Annotated in this window: 24 protein-coding genes and 1 pseudogene; 6 read left to right on the plus strand and 19 right to left on the minus strand. The window is 39.7% G+C overall.

The window, feature by feature from the left end; genetic code table 11:
• Window positions 1–53: 53 nt before the first annotated feature.
• Window positions 54–347, minus strand: a complete 294-nt coding sequence (locus BMW36_RS02880; RefSeq protein ID WP_089738760.1) for a hypothetical protein — start codon at window positions 345–347, stop codon at window positions 54–56.
• 31 nt (window positions 348–378) lie between these two features.
• Window positions 379–1278, minus strand: coding sequence for a patatin-like phospholipase family protein (locus BMW36_RS02885; RefSeq protein WP_089738762.1), 900 nt, complete (start codon window positions 1276–1278; stop codon window positions 379–381).
• A 157-nt stretch (window positions 1279–1435) separates the two neighbouring features.
• Here BMW36_RS02885 and BMW36_RS02890 point away from each other — a divergent pair, with 157 nt between their 5' ends.
• Entirely contained in the window at window positions 1436–1789 is a 354-nt protein-coding gene (locus BMW36_RS02890; RefSeq protein WP_089738763.1) for a VOC family protein, read from the plus strand.
• A 95-nt stretch (window positions 1790–1884) separates the two neighbouring features.
• Here the strand turns inward: BMW36_RS02890 and BMW36_RS02895 are convergent, their stop codons facing one another.
• From BMW36_RS02895 to BMW36_RS02940, 10 genes are all read right to left on the minus strand, one after another.
• Entirely contained in the window at window positions 1885–2346 is a 462-nt protein-coding gene (locus tag BMW36_RS02895) for an RDD family protein (RefSeq protein WP_089738766.1), read from the minus strand.
• A gap of 15 nt (window positions 2347–2361) precedes the next feature.
• The gene (gene sppA / locus BMW36_RS02900) at window positions 2362–3363 is read right to left on the minus strand and encodes a signal peptide peptidase SppA (protein ID WP_089738768.1); all 1002 of its coding nucleotides are present in this window, start codon (window positions 3361–3363) and stop codon (window positions 2362–2364) included.
• A gap of 114 nt (window positions 3364–3477) precedes the next feature.
• On the minus strand, window positions 3478–4431 hold the full coding sequence (locus BMW36_RS02905; protein ID WP_089738770.1) for an ABC transporter permease: 954 nt from the start codon (window positions 4429–4431) through the stop codon (window positions 3478–3480).
• A complete protein-coding gene (locus tag BMW36_RS02910; protein WP_089738772.1) occupies window positions 4432–5481 on the minus strand; it encodes an ABC transporter permease in 1050 nt (349 codons plus the stop codon).
• A complete protein-coding gene (locus BMW36_RS02915) occupies window positions 5478–7013 on the minus strand; it encodes an ABC transporter ATP-binding protein (protein ID WP_089738775.1) in 1536 nt (511 codons plus the stop codon). The genes BMW36_RS02910 and BMW36_RS02915 overlap by 4 nt, the downstream gene beginning before the upstream one ends.
• A 152-nt stretch (window positions 7014–7165) precedes the next feature.
• On the minus strand, window positions 7166–8311 hold the full coding sequence (locus BMW36_RS02920; protein WP_089738776.1) for a BMP family lipoprotein: 1146 nt from the start codon (window positions 8309–8311) through the stop codon (window positions 7166–7168).
• A gap of 133 nt (window positions 8312–8444) precedes the next feature.
• Window positions 8445–9758 carry a branched-chain amino acid transport system II carrier protein gene (brnQ, locus tag BMW36_RS02925; protein ID WP_089738778.1) on the minus strand — a complete coding sequence of 438 codons (1314 nt, stop codon included), beginning with the start codon at window positions 9756–9758 and terminating at the stop codon, window positions 8445–8447.
• Window positions 9759–9914: 156 nt separating this feature from the next.
• Window positions 9915–11048 (minus strand): 5-methyltetrahydropteroyltriglutamate--homocysteine S-methyltransferase, encoded by a 1134-nt coding sequence (locus tag BMW36_RS02930; protein WP_089738780.1) that lies wholly within the window; start codon window positions 11046–11048, stop codon window positions 9915–9917.
• 99 nt (window positions 11049–11147) lie between these two features.
• The gene (locus BMW36_RS02935) at window positions 11148–12062 is read right to left on the minus strand and encodes a LysR family transcriptional regulator (RefSeq protein WP_089738782.1); all 915 of its coding nucleotides are present in this window, start codon (window positions 12060–12062) and stop codon (window positions 11148–11150) included.
• A 317-nt stretch (window positions 12063–12379) separates the two neighbouring features.
• On the minus strand, window positions 12380–13615 hold the full coding sequence (locus tag BMW36_RS02940; RefSeq protein ID WP_089738783.1) for an EAL and HDOD domain-containing protein: 1236 nt from the start codon (window positions 13613–13615) through the stop codon (window positions 12380–12382).
• Between the two features lie 220 nt (window positions 13616–13835).
• Between BMW36_RS02940 and BMW36_RS02945 the strand changes: the two genes are divergently transcribed.
• Window positions 13836–14264: a pyridoxamine 5'-phosphate oxidase family protein gene (locus BMW36_RS02945; RefSeq protein ID WP_342707244.1), complete on the plus strand. Its 429-nt coding sequence runs from the start codon at window positions 13836–13838 to the stop codon at window positions 14262–14264.
• 204 nt (window positions 14265–14468) lie between these two features.
• Here BMW36_RS02945 and BMW36_RS20135 read toward each other — a convergent pair whose 3' ends face one another.
• The gene (locus BMW36_RS20135; protein WP_342707245.1) at window positions 14469–14570 is read right to left on the minus strand and encodes a putative holin-like toxin; all 102 of its coding nucleotides are present in this window, start codon (window positions 14568–14570) and stop codon (window positions 14469–14471) included.
• 107 nt (window positions 14571–14677) lie between these two features.
• Window positions 14678–16342 (minus strand): pectate lyase family protein, encoded by a 1665-nt coding sequence (locus BMW36_RS02950; RefSeq protein ID WP_245711558.1) that lies wholly within the window; start codon window positions 16340–16342, stop codon window positions 14678–14680.
• A gap of 266 nt (window positions 16343–16608) precedes the next feature.
• Here BMW36_RS02950 and BMW36_RS02955 point away from each other — a divergent pair, with 266 nt between their 5' ends.
• A complete protein-coding gene (locus BMW36_RS02955; protein WP_089738790.1) occupies window positions 16609–16926 on the plus strand; it encodes a cupin domain-containing protein in 318 nt (105 codons plus the stop codon).
• A 73-nt stretch (window positions 16927–16999) separates the two neighbouring features.
• Window positions 17000–18532 carry an FAD-dependent oxidoreductase gene (locus tag BMW36_RS02960; protein ID WP_089738792.1) on the plus strand — a complete coding sequence of 511 codons (1533 nt, stop codon included), beginning with the start codon at window positions 17000–17002 and terminating at the stop codon, window positions 18530–18532.
• Window positions 18533–18590: 58 nt separating this feature from the next.
• On the opposite strand, the gene BMW36_RS02965 is transcribed toward BMW36_RS02960, so the two are convergent.
• From BMW36_RS02965 to BMW36_RS02975, 3 genes are all read right to left on the minus strand, one after another.
• Entirely contained in the window at window positions 18591–19370 is a 780-nt protein-coding gene (locus tag BMW36_RS02965) for an AAC(3) family N-acetyltransferase (protein WP_089738794.1), read from the minus strand.
• Window positions 19371–19458: 88 nt separating this feature from the next.
• Window positions 19459–20391 carry a D-2-hydroxyacid dehydrogenase gene (locus BMW36_RS02970; protein ID WP_089738796.1) on the minus strand — a complete coding sequence of 311 codons (933 nt, stop codon included), beginning with the start codon at window positions 20389–20391 and terminating at the stop codon, window positions 19459–19461.
• A gap of 74 nt (window positions 20392–20465) precedes the next feature.
• On the minus strand, window positions 20466–21728 hold the full coding sequence (locus BMW36_RS02975) for a mechanosensitive ion channel (protein WP_089738797.1): 1263 nt from the start codon (window positions 21726–21728) through the stop codon (window positions 20466–20468).
• Between the two features lie 152 nt (window positions 21729–21880).
• Here BMW36_RS02975 and BMW36_RS02985 point away from each other — a divergent pair, with 152 nt between their 5' ends.
• A complete protein-coding gene (locus BMW36_RS02985; protein ID WP_139180279.1) occupies window positions 21881–22156 on the plus strand; it encodes a hypothetical protein in 276 nt (91 codons plus the stop codon).
• Window positions 22157–22205: 49 nt separating this feature from the next.
• A complete protein-coding gene (locus BMW36_RS02990) occupies window positions 22206–22592 on the plus strand; it encodes an ACT domain-containing protein (protein ID WP_089738803.1) in 387 nt (128 codons plus the stop codon).
• A 332-nt stretch (window positions 22593–22924) separates the two neighbouring features.
• On the opposite strand, the gene BMW36_RS02995 is transcribed toward BMW36_RS02990, so the two are convergent.
• Together BMW36_RS02995 and BMW36_RS20140 are read right to left on the minus strand one after the other, a co-directional pair.
• On the minus strand, window positions 22925–23725 hold the full coding sequence (locus tag BMW36_RS02995; RefSeq protein WP_089738806.1) for an SDR family NAD(P)-dependent oxidoreductase: 801 nt from the start codon (window positions 23723–23725) through the stop codon (window positions 22925–22927).
• Window positions 23726–24130: 405 nt separating this feature from the next.
• Window positions 24131–24300, minus strand: a pseudogene (locus tag BMW36_RS20140) (IS110 family RNA-guided transposase); the annotation flags it as partial.

The following is a 24300-nucleotide window of genomic DNA, read 5'->3' on the forward strand; positions in this document are numbered from 1 at the left end:
TCTTTTTTATAAAAAAAAGAGCAACACCATAACGGTATTACTCTATTTCCTTATTAAAATAAACTGTTTTCCTGTTGTGCTTTCAAATTGACTAACGCCCGCTTCAATTCATGCTGGCACTCTTCTATACGTACTTGTGCATCAAATAATGGTTCCGTTGATGTCCCGCTCCCATTGATGGCTTTGCCTCGGGCATCCTGGATCTGTTCCTGTACTTCACGCAATTTCTGCTGTAATGCTTCAATTTCATTGATGTCTGCATGATTTCTCGCCTGACGGGTTGTATTTTCCAGCTCCTGTGTAAGGATATCGAGCTGCTCAATTTCATGGCCATTTTGTATCGGCATAGTAAATCTTCCTTTCCATTACATTTCTTCACTAGCTTTTGCAAATTGCCAAGTTTTCATCCACATGTTTTACTGGGTTTGTCTGTGAGCAGAACTCTACTAATTGAGAAACTGTATTTTTCATATCCTTATATCCCTGTTGATATAAATGAATCAGCTTGTCTTTATTTTTTTCGATTCGTCCAACATTCACTTTTTCACTGGGACAGATTATAAATACATTCCCTTTCTTCTCTTCATCATACAGGTACTGTAAGCTGTCATTGTAAATATGATGGCGTTTTTCGATGGATTGGATAAGACCGGGATAGTTGCGGTATTTTCTGCGGATCATCCAGTAAAAAGGTTCAGCTTTTCTAATATAGCCTCTGTTTTTCGTCAGAATTACGACATTTTTTCGATTGCCGTCAATCATCGATTGTTCAATCGGAATTGGCGAAGTTATGCCACCATCCAGAAGCACCCGGTCATGGAAATGGATCGCTGGGGCAATCAACGGAAGGGAACTGGAAGCGCGAATTAATGTAATCATCTCCGCAGCATACAGGGATTTATGAAAATATACCGCTTCGCCGGTCATACAGTCTGTTGCTGTAACAACAAATTCCTCCTTAGCCTGATAAAAAGTTTCATAATCAAATGGGTCAAGATGATTCATGATCTTGTCAAAAAGGAAATCCATGCCAAAAAGCTGACGTTTCGTAAACCAGTTTTTTAATGATAAATAGTCCGGATGATCAACATAATCAATATTCACTCTTTTATTACGGTGCAGCTGACGTGATAAGTAGGAAGAACCATTACATGCGCCTGAAGAGACGCCGATGACATACGGAAAGTAAATGTTTTCTTCCATTAAATATTGGAGTACACCTGCTGTATAAACACCCCTGCTTCCACCGCCTTCTAATATTAAACCGACATCATTCATAAAATCTCCCACTCTTCAATCTTTTTTATGGTCTCGTATGATTATACACAATGAAAATGACTAAATTGAATTGTTTTACAAAAATTTATATTGACGAACTCTCTTTTTCATCATATGGTTAATTTAGTAAAATTATCAATAAGAAGGGGTTGTTTTTATGGCATATTTGAATAAAAAAGTATCGGGAATCTTTATCCCTGTTAAAGATCTCAAAAAAGCGCGTGACTGGTATTGTAACTTGCTGGATCTTGAACCAACAGATGATTTTCCTGGCGGGCATTTGTATGTATTGCAGCTTGACGGAATAAATATTGTTCTTGACAGTAAAATTTACCGGGAGAATACCATTTATCAGACACCTCCGTTCCATTTTAATACAGATAATGTGGAAGAAGCTTATGAGACAATGAAAAACAATGGAGTGGAATTAACGACAGAAATTGAGTTTGGTCACTTTTTTAATTTCAAAGATCCTGATGGAAATCATTTGATGGTATGTGAATTGAAGTAACCCTTCCTGCAATTTACTCTGATACATAAAGAAACCGAACTACGAATCAAGAATATTGATCATAGTTCGGTTTACTTTGGTTCTGATTTTTTTATTTATTCATCAAATACAACTCTTGTATTTCCGATCATGTCATGAATGCCTTGTTTCTGTGCAGTAAATGCGACAAACAAGTATAATAACACTGTAAAGAAAAAGACGCGGTGGATAAATCGTCCAACAACTTCCCGAAACAGTAAGTCACTCCATTTTAATGGTTCACGGTCCTCGCGAATGACTTTAAGTCCGAAGATCATTTTCCCCAGCGTCTGGCGGAAATATTTTGTCAGCAGTACAAAATACAGGTAGAAAATTACGGAACCGAGAATGCCCGTTAATGTCCAGTACCCGATATCCACTCCGTCTCCGTCATTCAGAAATTGAAATGGCAGGAGAAGAATGCCGCTAATGCTGGCAACAATGATAATATCCGCCAAGTATGCCCAGAAGCGCATCCAGAAGCCTGCATATCTGACAGGTTTTTCATGAGTTGAACTATATTCTACTTGCTCTTCCATTATCCCGACACTCCTTTACCGTGAATATAGATACAAGGCACGCGGTGCATTACTTTGCTGTACTAATTCCTTAATACCGACTAAATCTGTATCATTTCCAAACATACTTTGAACCGTACTGCCTAAAAATTGTCCAAAAGGTATGCCGTTTTCATACTCAATCACCTGTGAACCTGATAGATCATGATCTTCTTTTAACATTGCAATGGTATCGTCCAGTGATCCAATCTCATCAACTAATCCTTCTTCCACTGCCTGAGAACCTGTATAAACTCTTCCATCTCCAAGTTCACGAACACGAGCCTCGTCCATTCCGCGGCCCTGGACAATTACATCAACGAAATCAGCATACATGTCATCAATCATTGCCTGCAATATTGCCCGCTCTTCTTCTGTCATTTCACGGGAAGATGATAAAATATCTTTGTGTTCTCCACTTTTAATTGTGTTAAAATCAATGCCAATCTCATCAGCCAATTCTGCAAAATTAATGCTTTCCATAATGACACCAATCGAACCTGTCAGTGTCGCTTTATGTGCCACAATTTTATCAGCAGGTGCGGAAACATAATAACCGCCGGAAGCTGCCGTATTACCCATTGAAACATAGACAGGCTTTTCATATTCCTCTTTTATTTCGAGAATTTTATCATGTATTTCTGCACTTTCGACAACACCGCCTCCTGGTGTGTTCACATGTAAGACGATCCCTTTCACACTGTTGTCTTCTCCTGCATTTTCCAGCATGTCAAGGAACCTTTGATGGTTGTATGTACTTGTATTCAGAAGAGAACTAGGTGTCGTATCCTGGATCACTCCATTTAAATGAAGTACAGCAATTTTATTCATTGGGGAACCATCTTCGACTACTTTTTCACTAAATTCCTGATTTAAATCAGCAAAATTGAAAGCTTCCTCCATATTTGATGAAAGAATTGTTGACATAAACTGAAAACCGACAGAAAGCAAAAACAGTCCGATTGCTACTATCAATGCAACCCATCTTTTTGTATTCATCATAATTCCTCCTTTTTCCTGTTTAAACTAACTCTGTTATACCATACGAATCACATGAAAAAAAGTTTCAAAAAAATAAACGGGCATCGATGAGAGATGCCCGTTCTTTTATTTTTATCTGCTTCCTTTAATATAAGGAACCCCATTCGCGCGAGGTGCATCTGCACGGCCGATAAATCCTGCTAATGCCAGAATTGTCAACAAATATGGTGCAATTAACAGAATTACTTGCGGAATATCCGCTAACACTGGAATTCCTGCACTCACGACACTCAGACTCTGGGCCAAACCGAAGAACAAGGCTGCTCCCATTGCACCAAGCGGATGCCACTTACCGAAGATAACGGCAGCTAATGCCATAAATCCCTGTCCGACAATCGTAGCATGGGAAAAGTTGGAGGCGATCGTCAAGGCAAATACTGCACCGCCTAAACCGCCAAGCGCGCCTGACAGCAAGACAGCAATATAACGCATTCTCTCTACTTTAATCCCATTCGTATCTGCCGCCATCGGATGTTCACCAACAGCACGTAACCGCAGACCGAACGGTGTTTTGTAAAGGACATACCATGCAACAAAAGCTAAAATGATCGCAATATAGGAAGTCACATAGATTCCTTCAAAAAATAATGGTCCAAGGAATGGAATGTGCTCCAGGACAGGAATGTCTGTCGTGTAGAAAGGACGTTCGACCATATCTGTCTGCCCTTTTCCATACCATACTTTTGTTAAATAAACACCGATTCCGAGTGCAAGCATGTTGATCGCAACACCGCTGACCACCTGGTTGGCATAAAAAGTTATCGAAGCAACTGCATGAATCAATGAGAAAATTGCCCCAACAGCCATGGCAACAACGATAGAGACCCATGGTGTCCAGGCACCGAATACATCGACAAACGTCAAGTTGAATACAATGCCGACAAATGCTCCAATCACCATCAGTCCTTCTAAACCAATGTTGACAACCCCTGATCTCTCACTAAATACTCCGCCTAATGCTGTTAAAATAAGAGGTGCTGAATAGAATAGTACGGTAGGTATGATTGATTGTAATGCTTCGAACATCTATTTCCCCTCCTTTTTAAAGCGAAGTAACGCCCAGCGGATAATATAACTGGAAGCAACAAAGAAAATAATCAGTGCAATAATTATATCAACAAGCTCTGTTGGTACACCGGCTGCTGTCGGCATTTCACCCGCACCCTCTTTTAGTACACCGAATAAAAGACCTGCCAACACAACACCAAACGCATTGTTAGAGCCTAAGAGTGCAACCGCAATACCGTCAAATCCTAAATTGGTAAAACCGGACATTACTGAAATCGTACCATATGTTCCGAGGCCTTCCATTGCCCCTGCAAGACCAGCAAATGCTCCGCCAATTACCATTGATAAAATAATATTTTTGCTTACATTCATCCCTGCATAATTCGATGCATGAGAGTTGAAACCTACTGATTTCAATTCATAACCGTATGTCGTTCTTTCAATAATAAACCACATAATAAATGCCGCAAATAAAGCAATTAATATTCCGTAGTGCACCCTTGAGTAAAATGTAATACTCTGGAGCCAGTCAGAAGCAAGAGATGCTGTATCAGCTATCGTTCCAGTTGTTGTCTCCTGTTCTGTTAATACATTACGGATAATTTCATTTGTTACAAATAAGGCGATATAGTTCATCATAATAGTAATAATAACTTCGTGGACACCAAGTTTTGCCTTTAACAGGCCTGGCAAAAAGCCCCACAGACCACCTGCAGCAGCACCAGCTAATATTGCCAGAGGCAAATGGATGATCATCGGTGCGTCAATAGCGAGACCGACCCATACAGCAGCAAGCCAGCCGACAATTACCTGTCCTTCTGCACCGATATTAAACAGCCCAGTTTTAAAAGCAAACGCCACAGCTAACCCTGTTAAAATAAGGGGTGTCGTTCTTCTGATTGTTTCACCGATCGTATAGGAATCACCAAAAGCACCTGCCCACAATGCCGCATATCCTTCGACAGGATTGTGGCCAGATAATAACATAATGACCGCACCTGCAAGCAGCCCGATAATTACGGAAATAACCGGGACTAAAACCCCAAATAATTTATTATTAGATGTCATCGACTTGTTTCACCTGCCTTGTTCACTTGACTTCCTGCCATAAGCAGACCAAGTTCCTGCTCTGTTGTTTCCTCCGGTTTTACATTTGCCACAACTTTCCCGTCAAACATGACAGCAATCCTGTCACTTACATTCATAATTTCATCCAGTTCAAAGGAGACGAGAAGAATGGCCCTGCCTTTGTCACGTTCTTCGATCAGTTTTTTATGAATAAATTCAATTGCCCCAACATCCAGCCCTCTTGTCGGCTGTGTTGCTATTAATAACTGTGGTGAACGATCGACTTCCCTGCCAATAATGGCTTTTTGCTGGTTTCCCCCGGACAGTGCCCTCGCTTTCGTATAAACACTTGGTGTCCTGACATCATACTCTTCAATAATTTGTTTTGCTTTATCAAAAATCTCCTTATAACTTAATACTTTCGCCTTGGAGTATGGTTTCTGATAATAGGTTTGCAGTACAATGTTTTCACCAATGGAATAATCCAGTACTAAACCGTATTTATGGCGATCCTGCGGAATATGTCCAACGCCGGACTCTGTAATTTTACGCGGGGAGAGGTTCGTTATATCTTTCCCTGATAGTTTAATAGAACCAGATTTCACTTTTGTCAGACCGGTGATTGCTTCGACTAATTCCGACTGTCCATTTCCGTCGACACCTGCAATTCCGACAATTTCCCCTGAACGGACTTCCAGATTCAGTCCTTTGACTAAGTCTACTTTACGCGCATCTCGAACATATAAATCCTGAATGCTGAGGACCGTATCCTCCGGCATTGCCGCTATTTTTTCTGTTTTAAAGTTAACTTCACGGCCAACCATGAGGGAAGCAAGTTCGTTCGTATTTGTCTCAGAAACATCGACTGTCCCGATCCCTTTCCCTTTTCGGATTACGGTACATCTGTCACAAACTTCCATGATTTCTTTCAATTTGTGTGTAATTAAAATAATCGATTTGCCTTCATTGATTAATGCCCGCATAATTTCAATCAGTTCATTAATTTCCTGTGGTGTTAAAACGGCTGTCGGTTCATCAAAAATCAGCACTTCTGCCCCGCGGTAAAGAGTCTTCAGTATTTCTACCCGCTGCTGCATTCCGACAGATATTTCACTAATTTTCGCATCAGGATTAACTTTTAAACCATAACGGTCAGAAAGTTCCTGAATCTCTTTTCTCGCTGTAGCAATATCAATTTTGCCAAACTTGTTCTTCGGTTCACTGCCTAAAATGATATTCTGTGTAACGGTGAAAGGCTCTACCAGCATAAAGTGCTGATGGACCATTCCAATACCAAGGTCGTTGGCAATATTCGGATTGGTAATTTTCACCGTTTTACCGTTTACACGTATTTCCCCTTTTTCAGGCTGATACAGTCCAAAAAGGACATTCATTAATGTCGATTTACCTGCACCATTTTCCCCTAATAATGCATGTATCTCACCTTTTTTCAACTGAATCGTAATATTATCATTAGCGACAATGCCAGGGAATTCTTTTCTTATATTCAGCATTTCAATTGCATAATCCAACTTATCTCACCCCTAATATAGAAGACTTCATTGCTTTATAAAGAAACATGCAATGAAAAAGACTTTCCGGAAAAAGTCCTTTTCACTGGAAATTTCTTCTGTTACAACATAATAGTAGAGAAGGCTGTGGTGCAGCCTTCTCTATTCAAATCTTATAAGGATTCTTCGTATGCTTCTAATTCTTCAATCGTTTGTGGAACTTCCACTTCACCATTTAGAATTTTTTCCTGCCACTCTTCCACAGTGGAGATAATTTCCTCTGTCATTGCTTCTTCATTTGTTGTAGCAAACGTGATACCATTTTCTTCGATTCCGTATTCAAGAAGTTCTCCGCCAGGGAACTCACCGTTCAACCCGCGGTTTGCCACATCCTGAACAGCTACGTCTACACGTTTAACCATTGAAGTTAATGTAACATTATGGTCATTGATTGCACCTTCTTCATGCTGATCACGGTCCACACCAATTACCCAGATTTCTCTTTCAGGATCATTTTGTTTAATATCTTTCGCCTGGTTAAACACACCATTACCAGTAGCACCTGATGCATGGTAAATAACATCAATGCCGCTGTCATACATGTTTGTCGCAATTAATTTACCTTTTGCCGCATCTGCAAAAGATTCCGCATATTGAACATCTACTTCGATATCCGGGTTCACTGATTTCGCACCAGCAATAAATCCTGACTCGAATTTTTTAATTAACGGAGAGTCAACACCGCCAACGAAACCAATTTTGTTTGTCGTAGTTTTCATTGCTGCTGCAACACCAACTAAAAAGCTTCCCTGATGCTCTTTAAATGTAATACTTACAGCGTTAGGTGCCTCAACTACATCATCAACAATCGCAAAGTTTGTATCTGCATACTGATTAGCAGCTGTCTGAATATCTTCTTTTAATTCAAAACCAATCCCGAAAATTAAGTTGTACTCATCACGCACGAAACGTGTGATGTTCGGCATATAGTCTGCTTTTTCATTCGATTGTGCATAATCAATTCCATTTCCTTGTGACAGGCCTTGTTCCTCGCCCCATGCCTGAATACCTTCCCATGCAGACTGGTTAAATGATTTATCATCTACACCGCCAATATCTGTTACCATAGCTACTTTATAGTCTCCTGCTGCAGCTTCCCCATCTTCTGCTGCTTCTTCAGAGTTTTCCTCTGTACCAGTGTCTGTTGATTCTGTGTCTGTATTTTCTGTGTTCTCTTCTTCTGACTGTGTTCCGCAAGCAGCCAAAAACAGACCTAATGTTAAAACCAAAATAAACAGTAAAAATTTACGGTTTATCATCATGTCGCCTCCTAGTTTTGTGTAATATGTAGATTTTCAGCATTCCAGAAAAGCATAATCTGAAAGGCTGAATATATCTTACCATTATTCGTTTCATTTATAAATAAGATTGTTAAAAAATATTTCAATTTTATTAATTTTTCTTAACAATTGACAGTAAGACTCCGAGCATTCCACCAAGAACAGCTGGCATAATCCAGCCAAGTCCAACCTGATAGAATGGAAGTACTCTTGTAAATAAATTCTCTGCCGCAACGACAATAATCCCTGCAGCTTTCAGTCCATCAAACAGTGCAATAATAAATGTAAACAGAATACTGATCTGGTATACCTCTTTCTTTCCTTTAAACAAAGGGTGCAAAAAGGTTAACACCATTAAACACATCGCTATCGGATATAGCATGGACAAAACTGGTACCGAAAACTCGATAATGGATGTTAAACCAAAGTTTGCCGCCACTGCACTGAACAATGTAAAAATGACTGCCCATAATTGATACGAGATTCTAGGTATTAACTGGTGGAAATAGGAGGAGCATGATGTAATTAAGCCGATACTTGTTGTTAAACATGCCGCCATCACAATCAGCCCGAGCATCACTTTACCAAATGAACCGAAATAAAACTCAGATGCTGATGCCAGAATCCTTCCCCCATTATCCATATGGCCAACACCATCGACACTAACCGCGCCAAGATAAGCAAGTGAAGAATAGACAACTGCTAACAGACTTGCTGCAATTATGGCTGCCTTCATTGTCGAGACAAGTAATTGTCGGTTCGATGTGGTCCCGCCGTCCTTCATTGCATTAATGATAATAATGCCAAAAACAAACCCTGCCAGCATATCCATCGTCAAATACCCTTCCTGGAAACCTTTAAAAAAGCTGTTCGTCAAATAAGCTTCCGTTGGCTCCTGAACTGGTCCGATCGGATTAAGAATGGCAGTCACAATTAAGACAGTTATCACAATTAAAAGCAAAGGTGTGAGAATTTTTCCAATAATATCAATTAATTTCTTTGCTTCCAGCGAAAAATACAAAGATAATCCAAAGAAAATAACTGTGAATCCTAATAATGGCCAATTACTTGTTGAATTTTCAAGAAAAGGCGTTACACCAATTTCGTATGCTACTGTATTAGTCCTCGGTAATGCGAAAAGCGGTCCAATTGTTAAATACAATACTATCGTAAAAATGAGACCAAATAATGGATGTATCTGGCTGGCTAATGATTGCAAATTGCTTTTCCCTGAAAGAGCAAGCGCAAAAACAGCAAGCACAGGAAGCCCCACTCCTGTAAAAATAAAGCCAAGGTTGGCAGAAAGCAGATTTTCTCCCGCTGCTTGTCCTAATTGCGGCGGGAAGATTAAATTTCCTGCTCCAAAAAATAAAGCAAATAACATAAAACCAATGGTTATGGTATTTGTTTTGTTACGTGATGACATAATAAACCTCCATCTTCCTTGTATGTACACTCTGATCAAAATAGTTAAAGAATAGCACGTAATATTAGGAAAATCAATATTCGATTCGGTATTGATCTGATGAAAGCATTGCCATAAAAAAGAAAACCCGCAGCGTTTGCTGCAGGCTTCCTGTACTTATCCCCAAACTTCTTCTGCTACTTCTTTAATCAGACGAAGTTTATTCCATTGCTGGTCTTCTGTTAAAATATTACCTTCTTCTGTTGAAGCAAATCCGCACTGCGGGCTGATACAGAGACGGTCGATATCCACATATTGAGATGCTTCTTCAATCCGTTTTTTGATCGCTGATTTGTCTTCCAGTTCACCTGTTTTGGAAGAAAATAATCCAAGGACCACCAGTTTATTTTCACTAATATGTGCTAACGGTTCAAATCCTCCGGAACGGTCTGTATCAAATTCCAAATAATATGCTGACACATTTTCCTTGGCAAATAAAATCTCCGCAATCGGATCATAACCGCCTGATGACGCCCATTTCGAGTGATAATTCCCGCGGCAGACGTGAGTAGTTACAACCAGATCTGCCGGTGCATTCGCAATAGCCAGGTTATTCACCTTCAAATTCAGTTCGCCAATTTCCTTAACATTTGCTCCATCATGTCTGCTCGCCCAGTATTTCGGATCAACAAGCATACCCCATGTACAGTCATCCAGCTGAAGACTGCGGCAGCCTGCTTCATATAAATCCTCAATCACTGTCTGGTATGCTCTTGCAATATCTTCAACAAGCTCATTTATATCGGGATAAATTTCATTTGTTGAAGCACTGTTTTCGGGACGCTGCAATTCTGCAAGAAATTGTGCCGGTGCAGGAATAGTCTGTCTCGCAACAACTCCCTCTTCTGCAAACTGCTGCAAAAATTTGAAATGCTCGACGAATAAATGGTTCTCTCCATTAATTTTTCCAGTTAACCGCGCAGTTTCCGGACGTGTTTCTTCACCATTAAACTGGTATCCTTTATCAATTACTTCTTTCTGAACACCGTTAAGTTCCCACATAAAATCAAGGTGCCACCATGAACGGCGGAACTCTCCATCAGTAATTGCCTGAAGTCCAACTTCTTTCTGTTTTTCTACAAGGTCTTTGATTGTTTCATCTTCAACCGCCTTTAGTTCCTTGTCCGTAATTTTCCCTTGAGCAAAATCTGTCCTTGCTGCTTTCAATTTCTCCGGACGCAAAAAGCTTCCTACATTATCATAACGAAAAGGCGTTATTGTTCTTTTCCCTGCTGCTATTTCGACTGTCATGTTTCTCTCTCCTTCATATGTATATTTTTATAATTAGTGTAGCATGAAGAAAAGTGTATAAGGTAATGCTAATAATCTATTGTCTGCTATAGTTTTAATCTATACCTGGAGCAATTCATCGGCAATCGTTTCTTTTAAGTACTGAATATAGATGGCTGCCATTGGACTTTGGGTCACATATTTGTGGGTAATATAGCCGACTCTGATCCGTTCGTCTACTTTTAATGGCACTGATATGATATTTTCCCCGTTCAGTTCTTTACTAATCACTCCAGTAGAGATTGTATAGCCGTTCAGACCAATCAGCAGATTAAATAATGTCGCACGATCAGTAACATGTATATTTTTCGGCCGTGTCAATGTGCTAAGAATTTCTTCAGAGAAATAAAACGAATTATATTCTCCCTGTTCATAGGATAAATAAGGATATTTTTCCAAATCAGTTAAAGTCACATATTCTTTTTCTGCGAGCGGGTTGCCTGAACTGATGAACACATGCGGTTTTGCTTCAAACAGCTGATGAAACTGGAGATTCCCCTCACGTAGAAACTTGTGAATTACTTTTTCATTGAATTCATTTACATATAATATGCCAATTTCACTGCGTAAATTCGTTACATCATCAATAATTTCATACGTTTTTGTTTCCCTTAGCGTAAATTCATATTCATTACTGTTATAATCTTTTAACAAGCGTACAAAAGCACTGACAGCAAAAGCATAATGCTGGGAAGACACGGCAAAATGGTGCTGGGAATTTTTGTGGGCATACTGATTTTCCAGCAGCTCTGCCTGCTCGAGTACCTGTCTGGCGTATCCCAGAAATTCCGAACCTTCCGGTGTTATGACTATTCCTTTGTTTGTCCTCGAAAAAATAATAATCCCCATTTCTTTTTCGAGCTCTTTTATTGCATTCGACAAACTCGGCTGACTGATAAACAAATTCTGTGCCGCTTTACTGATCGAGCGGTTCCTCGCAACTTCTATTACATATTTGAGCTGTTTTAATGTCATGTGATCACTTCCTCAAGGGTTGTCTAGGAGTATATTTTAACAAAAAGAACATATTCAGTATAGCTGTTCGTTACCATAGAAAAAGGCACCTTGTAACAAGGCACCTGTGAGAGTACATTTTAGTTATCTGTATTACGTGCGTTTGACTTTCCTTTGCCTCTTCTTTGCTCATCAGGTCTTTTTGGTGTTCCGTTCTTTCTTTCTCTTGGTGCATAGGAATCTTTCACCATGTTATTCCCTCCATTTGCCTGCATATATCAATCAATTGCGGCTATATTATATTAACCGATTCGGATGGAATTATGCTGTACAAAAGATTACCGGAACAACTCAAGTAACCAGGCATTTGCTTCATGGTAAGCGTCATACACCTTTTCATTGTTGAGCGATAATTTATCTGTTAATTGATCGATCTTCATCCAGTTCACACGCTCATAGGCGACAGCCAGCTGATAAATGTCTGTCAAAAGACTTGGCTTTCCTTTCAGAGCTGTCTCAATTAGCTCATCTAATGATAAGGCTTCAATCAATCGTTCCAACGGCTGGCGCAAAATAACCGGCAATTGTGAAAAATAACCGATTAAAAACGCCTCCTGAGACAATTGCGGAGCGATAACTTCTGCAAGGTTTTCACACATTTTCGCCCTGTAATAAGAGCTTTTAACAAGTGCATCAATACCCTGCATTTGTGAGTGTTGCATCGAATCGCGCAAAGCAAGAACATACAGCCATTTTTTTATTTCTGTTTGACCCAGTAAAACTACGGCACGTTCAATGGAGTTGATTCGGTTGTTCCTTCTGTATGCAGGCGAATTGATCAATTTCAGCAGTTTGTATGACAATGATAAATCATTCTGAATTATTTTCGCTATCTTCTGTAAATCAAAATCACGGTGCTCGATTTGCTGGATCAACTGCACATATGTTAAGTAATACGAAGGTATCTCAAACGTTTCCATCACTTTTGGCTTCATGAAAAAATAACCTTGAAATAGATGATAACCTGAATGACGTGCTTCCTGAAATTCCTCTATTGTTTCGACTTTCTCTGCTAATAATAATACATGTGGGTAATGCGCCCGCACCATTTCCGCAATCATTTTTCTTTCCTCTTTGTCTGATGTTGAAAGGAAATCAATTTTTATAAATGTTAAGTATTTAATCATCTCCGCTTCATGCCATTCCCGGAAAAGCTCGGGAGTAACGTCATCAAGTGCGATGCGATAGCCATCACTTGATAGTGAGCAGATTCTTTTCTTCAACTCCTCGGTTAACGGAATATCTTCTAATAATTCTATGACAATGTCTGAAGGTGCAAATCGTGAGATTACATCATGGTGAATCAAGTTTTCGGTAAAATTAATGAATACAGGATTTGACCCTGCCAGCTGGTCAATTCCAATATTTAAGAATGCATTTATCATAACTTCCACTGTTGCTAAGTCGCCATTAAATTTGTCAAATGCTGCTTGACTGCGGTACAACAATTCATATCCATATATCGTTTGGTCCCCGCTTAAAATCGGTTGTTTTGCTAATAAAACGTTACTCACTAAACATCCCACCTGACTGTTCAATCAATACTAAAAGACTACATTATTTTTAAATAACAATAGACCTTTATGTTATATATCGTCAAATTATGGTAAATATTTAGAGAAATTAGATTATTTTTTTACAATTTATCCGATTATCTGGATTATCGAATTACATTGCATGTGCGTTTAATTTTACCAGCACGTGGAATAATGAACATATATGAAAGGAGTGGATATGATGAACAATCAGGAAATACGTAAATCGATTGAGAATATTCTGGAAAACTGTTCACTTGGGACAATGGCGACAATTCAGCAGGACCGCCCCCATTCCAGATATATGATGTACAGCAATGATGGACTTACACTCTATACAGCGACAAGCAGTGAAACACACAAAGTAGATGAAATTCAGAAAAATCCTTATACGCATATTTTACTTGGCTATGAAGGTGATGGTTTTGGGGATGAGTATGTCGAGTATCAAGGAAAAGTAACCATAAATGATTCCAAGGATCTAAAGGAAGAATTATGGAATTCCTATATGAAAAACTGGTTTGACAGCCCGGACGATCCAGATTTTATTGTCCTGGAAATCGAGCCTGTGGAGATTCGCTTAATGAATAAAAAAGGGGAAGCTCCTAAAGAACTGGTACTGGAGTGATGTAGCGATATCTTCCCTTTGTGAAAATGTGCGCTTTTCATTCTTCACAATTTATCACACCATATGCTATAATATGTGTAAGCAAACATACACTAAATACCCCGCAGCAGCAACTGCGGGGCTGGATAAGCGGTTCCTAAAGCTAGGATCGGCTATCATTTCGGGATAGACCTCACCTAATCACTTAGAGGGTAATAGGGAGGTCTATTTTCTATTGATCAAAGTGATGATCAAAGCGAGCAAAGAAAGAATGAACGTGCCAAACGAAAACAACACGACAAAGCTTTCATACATACTCAAAGGCATCACCCCCTTTCAAAAGGGGATTAGCCGACCTGCCCTATAAGAACATTATCCTCTCTCATTATATCACAACAATGACGAACGTACATTCCAAATCACTTCATACAGACTTACCTCTTTTTCCTCGGACTGCTGTCTGTATTTAACCAGCTTATCGGACTCATATTTACTTTATTAGCCCCAGCATGTCTGGAAAGAGTTGAGACAACACTGTCTAATGGGAGGACAGCGTACGCATAAGGTAATTCTTCCTCCTCATTATATTGGAAAGTGAATGGATCTGATGGTGGATTCATTTTATCCATGTTCTCACTTCCGACAATATGGGAAGACCATGCCCAATTCCCGATCGTTGACTTGTCATGCCATGTAAATCCTCTTGTAAAAAGGTTCTCCCCATTATTATCCCAGCTGCTTCCTGCATAGGTTCCATACTTGTTGGAAATATAGGAATTCACAATCAGATTCCTGTTATACGCATGCTGGAATAGCTCTGCCCACTGCTGATCCATGTTTTTTGTATCCATGCCCTGAATTTCCGCACCAATGATTGGTTCATTGATATCGATAAACACAGAAGTATCTGCTGCAATGCTCGCACCGTTTCTCGCGTTCAGTGCACGGGAAAGCGTATCTGTCCCATGCTCCGCAATCGCACTGACGTTTTCCAATATATCCTCGTGCGAAGAGTTGTCAAGATAAAGGTTGTAAGCATGTCCTGTACCCTGGCGTATCATTGGCACCCTCTGTCCAATATTTGTATAACGGTTATATGCAAGTGTTAACCGGATTCTCTGGTTGCCATCCTTATAATTCATTCCACTGCTGTTCACATAATCTACATAATCTTTGTCACCTGATCCAGTTAAATGCACTTTACTGTGGTAGGCAGCATATGCCATGATCTGCTCTTTCGTTGCACCGTCATTGCGCATTTTATAATACACACTATCTTCATCCAATTCGTTCGCTGCATATTTTTCCTCCATATATTGAATCGATTGATAAATATCACTATTCTTAGACGGATTCTCTTCAGCCGGCAAGCCAAATTCAGACCAGGAAATCGTAATATTCGAACCGCCATTCTCTGTGTCAATTAATCCATCTGCCGCTATCGAAAATGTACAATGGTCGATCCAGACATTATTTGCCCCGTTTACTTTAATAAAAGACCAGCCTGCTTCCTTATGTTTTCCGGTATCATCCCACTGCCACATACCATCGAATTTCAAATTTCTTATCACCATATCATTGGTTGAACGCTGCAGGTTAATTTCTGCATGCTTAATTGTCTTCCCTTTTTTTGAAAAAACAGTCAGCCCATTCACATTGTTTATATCTAATTGGGACACGCCGGATTCAGCTAAATTCGGATTAGTAAAACCGTTCATCGGATCCCTGTATTGTCTGATAAAGCGATATTTCTTTTGTTCATCTTCATCCAAGTTTAACGCTTTCCATCCCAAGTCTAAATCTTTAGCCACCTCGATAACTTTCACATTTCCCTCTCCTGCATCTAATACCGCCTGTAAAAATTCTTTGCCTGTCTTCACTTTTCGGTAATAATCGGTTCCTATATATTGACTGCGATCATTTACTCCGAGAGAGGCATATCCTGTTACAGACAGAAAACTTTTGTCATACTCCTTTATCGTTCTTGAACTATTCGGTATCGAGTCAACTTCTGCAGCATGTGCTGTCTCCACCCCACTCAGTAATATGGTGGAAGAAAAAATGTGAGCACTAATAAAATAATAATTAACTTTTTCCAATTCATCCGTTTTCCTCATGATTTCTAAGATTTATCAGGAAAAAAAGTCACCTCCTAACCATTTGTGAAAGCGATTTCATTTTATCATATTTCTTACTAACAGCAATTAGTAAATCTTGCTGTAAAGTATTCACAAATTGGGTTTTTTCATAAAGCTTCTTCTTCTCGGATAAAACAACCGGATTTACCAGCAGGAAAATATAAGATTAAGTAGAATATATAATATAATACCAATTATTAGTACCAGGTAACAAAGGAGTGGACTACATGAATAAGGTTAATTGTATGTATCCTGAATCTTTGGATTGGAAAGCAGTTGATGAGGGGGTTGAAATGGCAATATTACGTTTTGAACCTGGTGAAGTACGGGCATTGCTCCGCTTTGCACAGGGTAAAGGATATCCACGACACCGTCACCCTGAAGGTGAAGAAGTATTCGTAATCGATGGAATATATGAAGACATGGGTGTCTCATATGGCCCCGGCTCTTACTTATACTATCCGCCAAACAGTGACCATGCTCCTACAAGCCCAACAGGATGTACGATATTAGTTATCTCACCTGTCTCACCAATAAAAATATGAACAAACCGCTGATATGGTTAATTAGCCGCTGCAAAGGGTAATGAAATACAAAAGAGGAAAAAGGAGGAACATCATGACAGACTTCACCATTCCGGAGCATCATTCCCTCTGGCAGGAGAACAGGAATGTTAAACAGTATCCTGCCTTGAAACAAGATGATACGGCAGACATACTCATTATTGGCGGCGGGATCGCTGGGATTATTTCGGCATACATGCTAACAAAAGCTGGCAAAAAAGTAACCGTCATCGAACAGCACCGACTGCTTGAAGGTGTGACAGGCTATACGACAGCAAAAGTGACCGCCCAGCATGGCATAATATATTCAAAGATCATGAAAACATTTGATAAAGAAACCGCAAAACTTTATTATGAGGCAAATATGGAAGCATTGAATTTTTTCCGAAAAACTATTACAGAATTAAATATTGACTGTGATTTTGCTGAAAAAGATGCCTATATCTACGCTGAAAGCGACTCTGCCAAAAAACTGCTTGAGAAAGAACTGGAAGCATACCATTCCATCGGCATCGACGGCGGGACGGCAGAAGTGGAAGCATCTTTTCCGATTAAACCAAAGCTCGCTGCAGTGATGCGCAATCAGGCACAATTTCACCCGGTAAAGTTTCTTGCACCCCTCATTACCGAAATCGAAAAGAACGGCGGAAAAATTTACGAGCATACAATGGCAACAGAATTCACTGATCACAAAAATCCGGTGGTAAGGACGGAAAATGGTGCAGTGATATCGGCTAATTATGCGATTGTCGCCACACATTTCCCATTTAACGCTGCAGATGGCACCTATTTTGCCAGGATGAATTTTAATCGTTCCTATGTAATTGGTGCAAAAGCTGCATTCATTCCGGAGGGGATGTATATCAGTGCCGATCAGCCGAAGCGGTCGATCCGCTCTGCGGTGGACATAAACGGGGAACCAATTTTGCTCCTTGGCGGGGACGGGCACAGAGTTGGAATGAGCGAGAGCCATACAATGAAACATTACGAAAATCTTGCGGAATTCGGTGAAAAATACTTTGGATTAGAAAGTATCCCTTACCGCTGGAGTTCCCAGGACATGACAACACTTGACGAAGTGCCCTATATCGGAAAAATGATTTCTGGTAAAGAAAATATTCTTGTGGCTACAGGTTTTCATAAATGGGGCATGACAACAGGTGCCCTTGCCGGTATACTGCTGACAGATCAGATTCTCGGTCATGAGAACCGATATGCATCTGTTTTTGATCCAACTAGAACAAAACTGAAAGGAAAAGATGCTGCAGAATTTTTGAAAGACAATGCAACTGTTGCTAAAGAACTTGTCAGCGGTAAGCTCGAAAATCCGGACAAAACCGTAGATGAACTAAAGGCAGGAGAAGGATCTGTTGTTAAAATTAACGGAGATCGGGCGGGCGCTTACAGAGATAAAAATGGCCAGGTGCATGCAGTAGATACGACATGTACGCATATGGGTTGTGAGACTCACTGGAATGATGCCGAGAAATCATGGGACTGTCCTTGCCACGGTTCGCGGTTCCACTATACAGGTGACGTTATTCACGGACCTGCTAAAAAGCCGCTGAAAAAATTAAAGAGTGAATAAAGTCAGTATCGTAAACAGAACAGGCGGGAAAATCCGCCTGTCTTTTCTTTCCTGACCTCTAGCGGTACCACTCCACAGGCACTGCTTCCTTATCACTGAATAAATCAAGATCCCTTTTCAAAAAGTCCATCGTCAGATCAGCCATTTTGACAGCATCACCAATAAAGCAGCGGGCATCGCCGATCTTCCCTTCTTTAATACAGCCTTTTTCCAGAAAAGGTGCTTCCAATTTAAGATAACAGTCTGATGTACTTCCGACCGCGCTGTAATGACGATAAACAGGACGGTCGATCAGATTGCCTTCAGGTGTTTTCACTTGTAAGCCGACTCTTTTTGCTGTTAAGCGATTGGGAACATCCATCCACTCTTCGACACTATGTATAAACGTATTGCGATCCATCCGGACACCGATAAACAAAATCTTTGCCTTTCTGTCATACAGCTTGCCCCAGCACCCTTCTCTCGGACATGGTGTATCCCAATTCTCCTCCCCAGCAATGTATTCCTCTGCCCCTTTTCCGATCGCAGCGACAGAATGTGTCGGGTGCAATGACCTTAGAACTCCTGGCCGTTTCATAAAAAGATTTGGTAAAATACCGACACACGCACGTTCTGTTAATGGATCAAAAATCGAATGTTGTTCACTCATTTGTGCCCATGTATGTGTCGGCAAAATTAACAGGCCATCTTTCATATATTCCATCAATGCATCAATAACCGTATCTGCACCACCATCCACCGCACCTAAAGATTTCATGGATGAATGGATGAGTAACGTATCCGTTGGTTTAATCCCCATGCTTTTTATACCATTTTTTATATCATTTTTCGTATACATTCCTTTACCTCCAGCAATTTTGAAAAATACCTGTATTCCTCTACATTACCAAATAATCGGCCGAATGCAAGCTGCATTGTTCCTCCTATTAATAGCCTTTTGTCCCATCCACTTTGTTTCGGAGCGGTTTGTTCTGTTCCAGCGATTCCAGTGTTCCGACAAAGCACTCGACTGCCTCTTTCGCTGTAGTAACCGCCGAGATATGCGGTGTCAGCTGAATGTCTGTATGCTGCCAAAAAGGATGATCTTCCGGTAATGGTTCTGTCTGAAAAACATCCAGTACAGCAAATCTCACTTGCTTGCATTCCAGTGCGTTCAGCAAATCTTTTTCATGAACCGATTCTCCCCTGCCAACATTGATAAAGCCCGTATTAGATAAATGATGGAAAATCGCCTCATTAAACATTCCTTCCGTTTTTGTCGTTAATGGCAATGTATTTATAACATAATCCGCTTCTTGTAAGGCTTCCGTATGTCTTGCTATTGAAAGAACCTTATGAAAATATTCCTTCTGTTTACCGCTAAGTGAAACCCCATAGACCTTTACACCAAAAACGGATAAAGCTCTTGCCAATGTCTGGCCGATTTCTCCCGTTCCATAAACGACAACACGTACCTCTTTCAGCATTTTTGGAGTGACTGGTTTCCATTGTCTAATCGATTTTTGAGACTGGAATTGCTGGTGCAATTGCAGATCTTTCAATATATAGCTGAGGCAATATTCACTGATTCTTTCTCCGAATGAGGTAATGGTTCTTGTTAACATGACGCTATCAGACCATTCCTTTTGATAGGTGAAATTGTCTACACCAGCACCAAGTGAATGTACCCATTTCAATTTACTGTAATCATAATCTGCTTTCGTTTGAAAGGTTGCCAATGCATCTGCCCACACAAGGTCCTCATTACGGAGCTCATCTTCTGATAAGAAGCGGAATTCTTTTTTCAACTTGTAATGCTTCAGTAAAACTTTTATCTCCTTATTTAAAGGACTGACAAAAATAATCTTTTCGATATCCATTTTCTCTACCTTCCTTTGCAGGCTTTTTCCAATCAAAAACAGCACCTTATGAAAAGATGCTGTTTTATCTCATATTATTGGAAATCTTCCGGTTTATCAATTGTTGGGTTGTGCTGATCTTTTCTCATTTGCTTTTCTGCTTTAGCAAGCTGGCTTCGGGCAAAATCTCGGCCGCCAATACCGAAGGCAATTGCAAATGCAACCATCAAGCCGCCCAGAATTAAGATAAACGCAATATTGACAATGGATGTAGCAAAATGCAGCTGATCAAGTGTCATAAATACAGCAAAGACGATCACTACATATTTGATAATAGTTGCCGACAGGCTGCTATTTGTATATTTTTTGATAAAACCTTCCAGGAAATTAGCAAGCAGCATTCCTCCACCTAAAATAAGCAGTCCGCTTACCAGATACGGGATATAAGTAATAATTGCCCCGCCGATCATATTTAACACGTCAAGCTGTAATACATGTAATGCCTCAACAACAAAGAATAAAATAATTAACACTTGCACAATCATACCGATTGTTTTTGACAAATTAAACGGCAGTTTATTTCTAGCATATTCAACGCCAAATGTTTCGAGAACCTGATTGATTCCAGTTCCTTCAAGCAGTCCTGACAACAGATGGCCAACGATTCTGCCAATATAGTAACCGGCAATAATTAGTACAATGGCGATAAAGATATTCGGAATCATTTGCAGTACATTATTCAGTACTTGTGTAATCGGATTGGAAATCGATTCAATCGCTAATGCTTCCAGTGCCATCGTGATTACAGGTATTAAAATAACAATGAATAATACATTGGCAAGTATGCTGGATAATTTAGTCGGTGCAGCATGTGGTGTGGATGATGCTGGTTTAACTTTATTAAACCATCTGTCGACATTTACCGTAACGAGAAAACGTTCGGATAATTCCCTAATCAGTTTCGCAATCACATAGCCGATAATTAAAATGACAGCTGCCGCGATAATATTTGGAATAAATCCAAGCAATTTGTTCATCATGTTGGAAATTGGTCCGGAAACAGAATCCATATTCAGTGCATCTAATATGGCTGGCAGGAACAGAATAAACACAAGCAAATAGACAAATTTCGCAATTGATTCAAGAAAACTCTTTGCTTTTGCCTCATCTTTTATTAATTTCGTTCTGCTCATCGCCTTGTGAGCGCCAAGCTTTACCAGTAATTTTTCAATAATATTCTTCGCAACTACCGCCACAATCCATGCAAGAATTAGTAATAATAGTGCTTGGATGACATTTGGTATGGCGTGAACTACCTGGTTCAGCATTTCTCTAAAACTATGTCCTAAATCATTCATACTTTTCCTCTCCTTTAACGATTGTCTATTGTACAAGTATCCTAATAGCCAAGTGAGTAAACATTTTTTTAAGAAAGAGCAACTGTTGCCAGATAGGTACAAATGCCATATAATAAAAAGGGAAAAATAACCAAATAAAAGGTGTGAATATTGTGAGGAGATTTTTTTCCGGAGTATCTGTGATTTGTTTCTTGTTCTCACTCTTCATGTTTATGGCCATATTTCAGAACTGGAATATTGCTTTTGTGGAGTATCTTTATGAAATTAGTCTGTTTATACCACTGTTTGCGGGTGTGTTAGGAGTAATCAGTGCCTGCTTCAGTGTAAAAGGATTGGAGAGAATAGCTCTCCTTTCATTGAATGCTTTAATGGTTATTTATTTAGGTGGTTTTAGTTTTGTTGCTATATATGGTTTTCAGGATCCTTAATATAGCAGGACATATTTTTGAGATGAAAGTATAAAGGAGTAGATTATTGATGCAGTTAAAGATCTTGCCATCCGCTTTTTCAGTTATTAAATTAGATCCGGCAGAAGCGATCCCTTCATGGGCGGTTAGCGATGAATTTGTCTCGATCACGAAAACAGATGAGGAATTATCCATTGTCTGCCCGACAGAAAATATACCAGCAGAAGCTGACATTTCGGCAGCCGAACATGAATGGAGCTGTATAAAAATTGAAGGTGTCCTTGATTTCAGTTTGACGGGAATTCTTGCATCACTCGCAAACCCTCTTGCTGAGAATCATATTAGCATTTTTGCCCTTTCCACCTATAATACGGATTTTCTTATGGTAAAAAGCCATGCGTTAAAAAAAGCGAAAGAAGTGTTAACAGCAGAAGGACACAGCATTTTATCATCATAGGCAGGAATTAATCAGCTGGTGGGGAGTAATTATGTTCTTCACAATTGAGGAATTCTCTGGACTTTGATAATTAAGTGTCTTTTATTCTTCACAAATTAAGGGATTCTCGGCTTTCTGATGATGAAACGTCTTTTATTCTTCACAAAATGAGAAATTCTCGGCTTTCTGATGAGTAACCCCCAATTATTCTTCACAAATTGAGAAATTCTCCAGTTTCTGATGATTAAACGCCTGTTATTCCTCATAACTTACGGAATTTCAATCTTTCTGATGATCAAACAATAAAAAAGCATCCAATGCTCAAAATCCGCATTCGATGCTTCTCATATAAATTACCTCATCACATTCCCACCGGAGATTTTTAATGACTCCCCGACTATGTTCTTCGCTGCGTCTGTCAGTAAAAAGGCGATGCTGTTCGCGACTTCCACAGGTTCTGTCAATCGGCCGGACGGAATCGTGTCCAATGAATTCTGCTTTGCTTCCTCAAAAGAAATATGATGTCTTTCTGCCTTCTTTTCAAAACCGTTTCTCGCCATTTCTGTATTTACATATCCTGGGCAGACGGCATTCACCCGCACTTTATGCTGAATGGCTTCCACTGCCATTGACTGAGTCCAGCCGATCATGGCGAATTTGCTCGCTGCATAGGCGCTGTTGCCATGTGTTCCCCTTAAGCCGGATAATGAAGAGACATTGACAATACTGCCTTTTCCCTGTTCGATCATTTTTTGATAAATGGCCTGTGTCAGACTAAATGTGGCGAAATAATTTACCTCCATCATTTTTTTTACATCTTCTACGTCTAACTGATCGACGGTTGATCCGCCAGATATGCCGGCAACATTCACAAGGCCTGATATAAATCCCAGCTTCTCTTCTGCCGTCTCGATTAATTTCTTACGATCTTCTTCACTGCTTAAATCAGCAGCCACTGCACAGAGGTTTGTTGCATTGGTAATTTCATATAATTCGACTTTCAGCTGGTTCAGTTTTTCCGTATTGCGGCCGGTAATCGTTAATTTCGCTCCCATGCCTGCAAGCACTTTTGCAGTTTTCCAGCCGATACCTCCTGTCGCGCCTGTAATAAGAATATGTCTGTGTTTCAATGCATCTTTTGCAAAAACTGCCATACTAACTCCTCCTTATTTTCTTTTCATTATGTAAAAACTGTCTGATGTTAATTTTTCATTCCCGTATCGGCGGCTTTATAAACCCCGTTCAAATACCCCCGCTTTTTAATAGTTTCCTGCTATCTAATTCAGCTCTGTATTTTTATTAGCAAAAGGTAGCAATTTTTATTTGATTTCTTTTGGAAAACTTAAAAAAGGTAAGTTTTTCGCAGGGAATACATGGTAATATATAAAAAAGATATACTGAGCACAGTGGTAAATAGTCAAGAACAAAATCATAAAGAATTGGAAATTATTCTAACCCCTTAACCTCTTAACCCTAAAAAAGAATACACTAAAGAAACCTCACGACATTTGTAAAAAAATGGATGTGAGAATATCCAATAATGAAAGGTGAGTCTTACTTTAAAACTCTCTCCTTTCAGGTGCAATATATAATTGATTGGTTTTTAGTAGCGAAAAAACCAATCGTACTAATTTTCTTGCGGTTAAGACGAGGGCTCTCTTATGTTGATGCTTGGTTACTTCTTGATATTTCTTTTGGTAAAACGATTTATAGTCACTGTCGCTTCTAC

It is taken from the genome of Gracilibacillus ureilyticus (genome assembly GCF_900111195.1).
In the GTDB taxonomy this organism is placed as follows: Bacteria; Bacillota; Bacilli; order Bacillales; family Amphibacillaceae; genus Gracilibacillus; species Gracilibacillus ureilyticus.

Excerpts from the sequence above, each read along its gene's own strand:
- BMW36_RS02880 (WP_089738760.1), bottom strand. The coding sequence starts at position 347 with ATGCCGATACAAAATGGCCATGAAATTGAGCAGCTCGATATCCTTACA.
- BMW36_RS02885 (WP_089738762.1), bottom strand. The coding sequence starts at position 1,278 with ATGAATGATGTCGGTTTAATATTAGAAGGCGGTGGAAGCAGGGGTGTT.
- BMW36_RS02890 (WP_089738763.1), top strand. The coding sequence starts at position 1,436 with ATGGCATATTTGAATAAAAAAGTATCGGGAATCTTTATCCCTGTTAAA.
- BMW36_RS02895 (WP_089738766.1), bottom strand. The coding sequence starts at position 2,346 with ATGGAAGAGCAAGTAGAATATAGTTCAACTCATGAAAAACCTGTCAGA.
- sppA (WP_089738768.1), bottom strand. The coding sequence starts at position 3,363 with ATGAATACAAAAAGATGGGTTGCATTGATAGTAGCAATCGGACTGTTT.
- BMW36_RS02905 (WP_089738770.1), bottom strand. The coding sequence starts at position 4,431 with ATGTTCGAAGCATTACAATCAATCATACCTACCGTACTATTCTATTCA.
- BMW36_RS02910 (WP_089738772.1), bottom strand. The coding sequence starts at position 5,481 with ATGACATCTAATAATAAATTATTTGGGGTTTTAGTCCCGGTTATTTCC.
- BMW36_RS02920 (WP_089738776.1), bottom strand. The coding sequence starts at position 8,311 with ATGATAAACCGTAAATTTTTACTGTTTATTTTGGTTTTAACATTAGGT.
- brnQ (WP_089738778.1), bottom strand. The coding sequence starts at position 9,758 with ATGTCATCACGTAACAAAACAAATACCATAACCATTGGTTTTATGTTA.
- BMW36_RS02930 (WP_089738780.1), bottom strand. The coding sequence starts at position 11,048 with ATGACAGTCGAAATAGCAGCAGGGAAAAGAACAATAACGCCTTTTCGT.
- BMW36_RS02935 (WP_089738782.1), bottom strand. The coding sequence starts at position 12,062 with ATGACATTAAAACAGCTCAAATATGTAATAGAAGTTGCGAGGAACCGC.
- BMW36_RS02945 (WP_342707244.1), top strand. The coding sequence starts at position 13,836 with ATGATGAACAATCAGGAAATACGTAAATCGATTGAGAATATTCTGGAA.
- BMW36_RS20135 (WP_342707245.1), bottom strand. The coding sequence starts at position 14,570 with ATGCCTTTGAGTATGTATGAAAGCTTTGTCGTGTTGTTTTCGTTTGGC.
- BMW36_RS02955 (WP_089738790.1), top strand. The coding sequence starts at position 16,609 with ATGAATAAGGTTAATTGTATGTATCCTGAATCTTTGGATTGGAAAGCA.
- BMW36_RS02960 (WP_089738792.1), top strand. The coding sequence starts at position 17,000 with ATGACAGACTTCACCATTCCGGAGCATCATTCCCTCTGGCAGGAGAAC.
- BMW36_RS02965 (WP_089738794.1), bottom strand. The coding sequence starts at position 19,370 with ATGTATACGAAAAATGATATAAAAAATGGTATAAAAAGCATGGGGATT.
- BMW36_RS02970 (WP_089738796.1), bottom strand. The coding sequence starts at position 20,391 with ATGGATATCGAAAAGATTATTTTTGTCAGTCCTTTAAATAAGGAGATA.
- BMW36_RS02975 (WP_089738797.1), bottom strand. The coding sequence starts at position 21,728 with ATGAATGATTTAGGACATAGTTTTAGAGAAATGCTGAACCAGGTAGTT.
- BMW36_RS02990 (WP_089738803.1), top strand. The coding sequence starts at position 22,206 with ATGCAGTTAAAGATCTTGCCATCCGCTTTTTCAGTTATTAAATTAGAT.
- BMW36_RS02995 (WP_089738806.1), bottom strand. The coding sequence starts at position 23,725 with ATGGCAGTTTTTGCAAAAGATGCATTGAAACACAGACATATTCTTATT.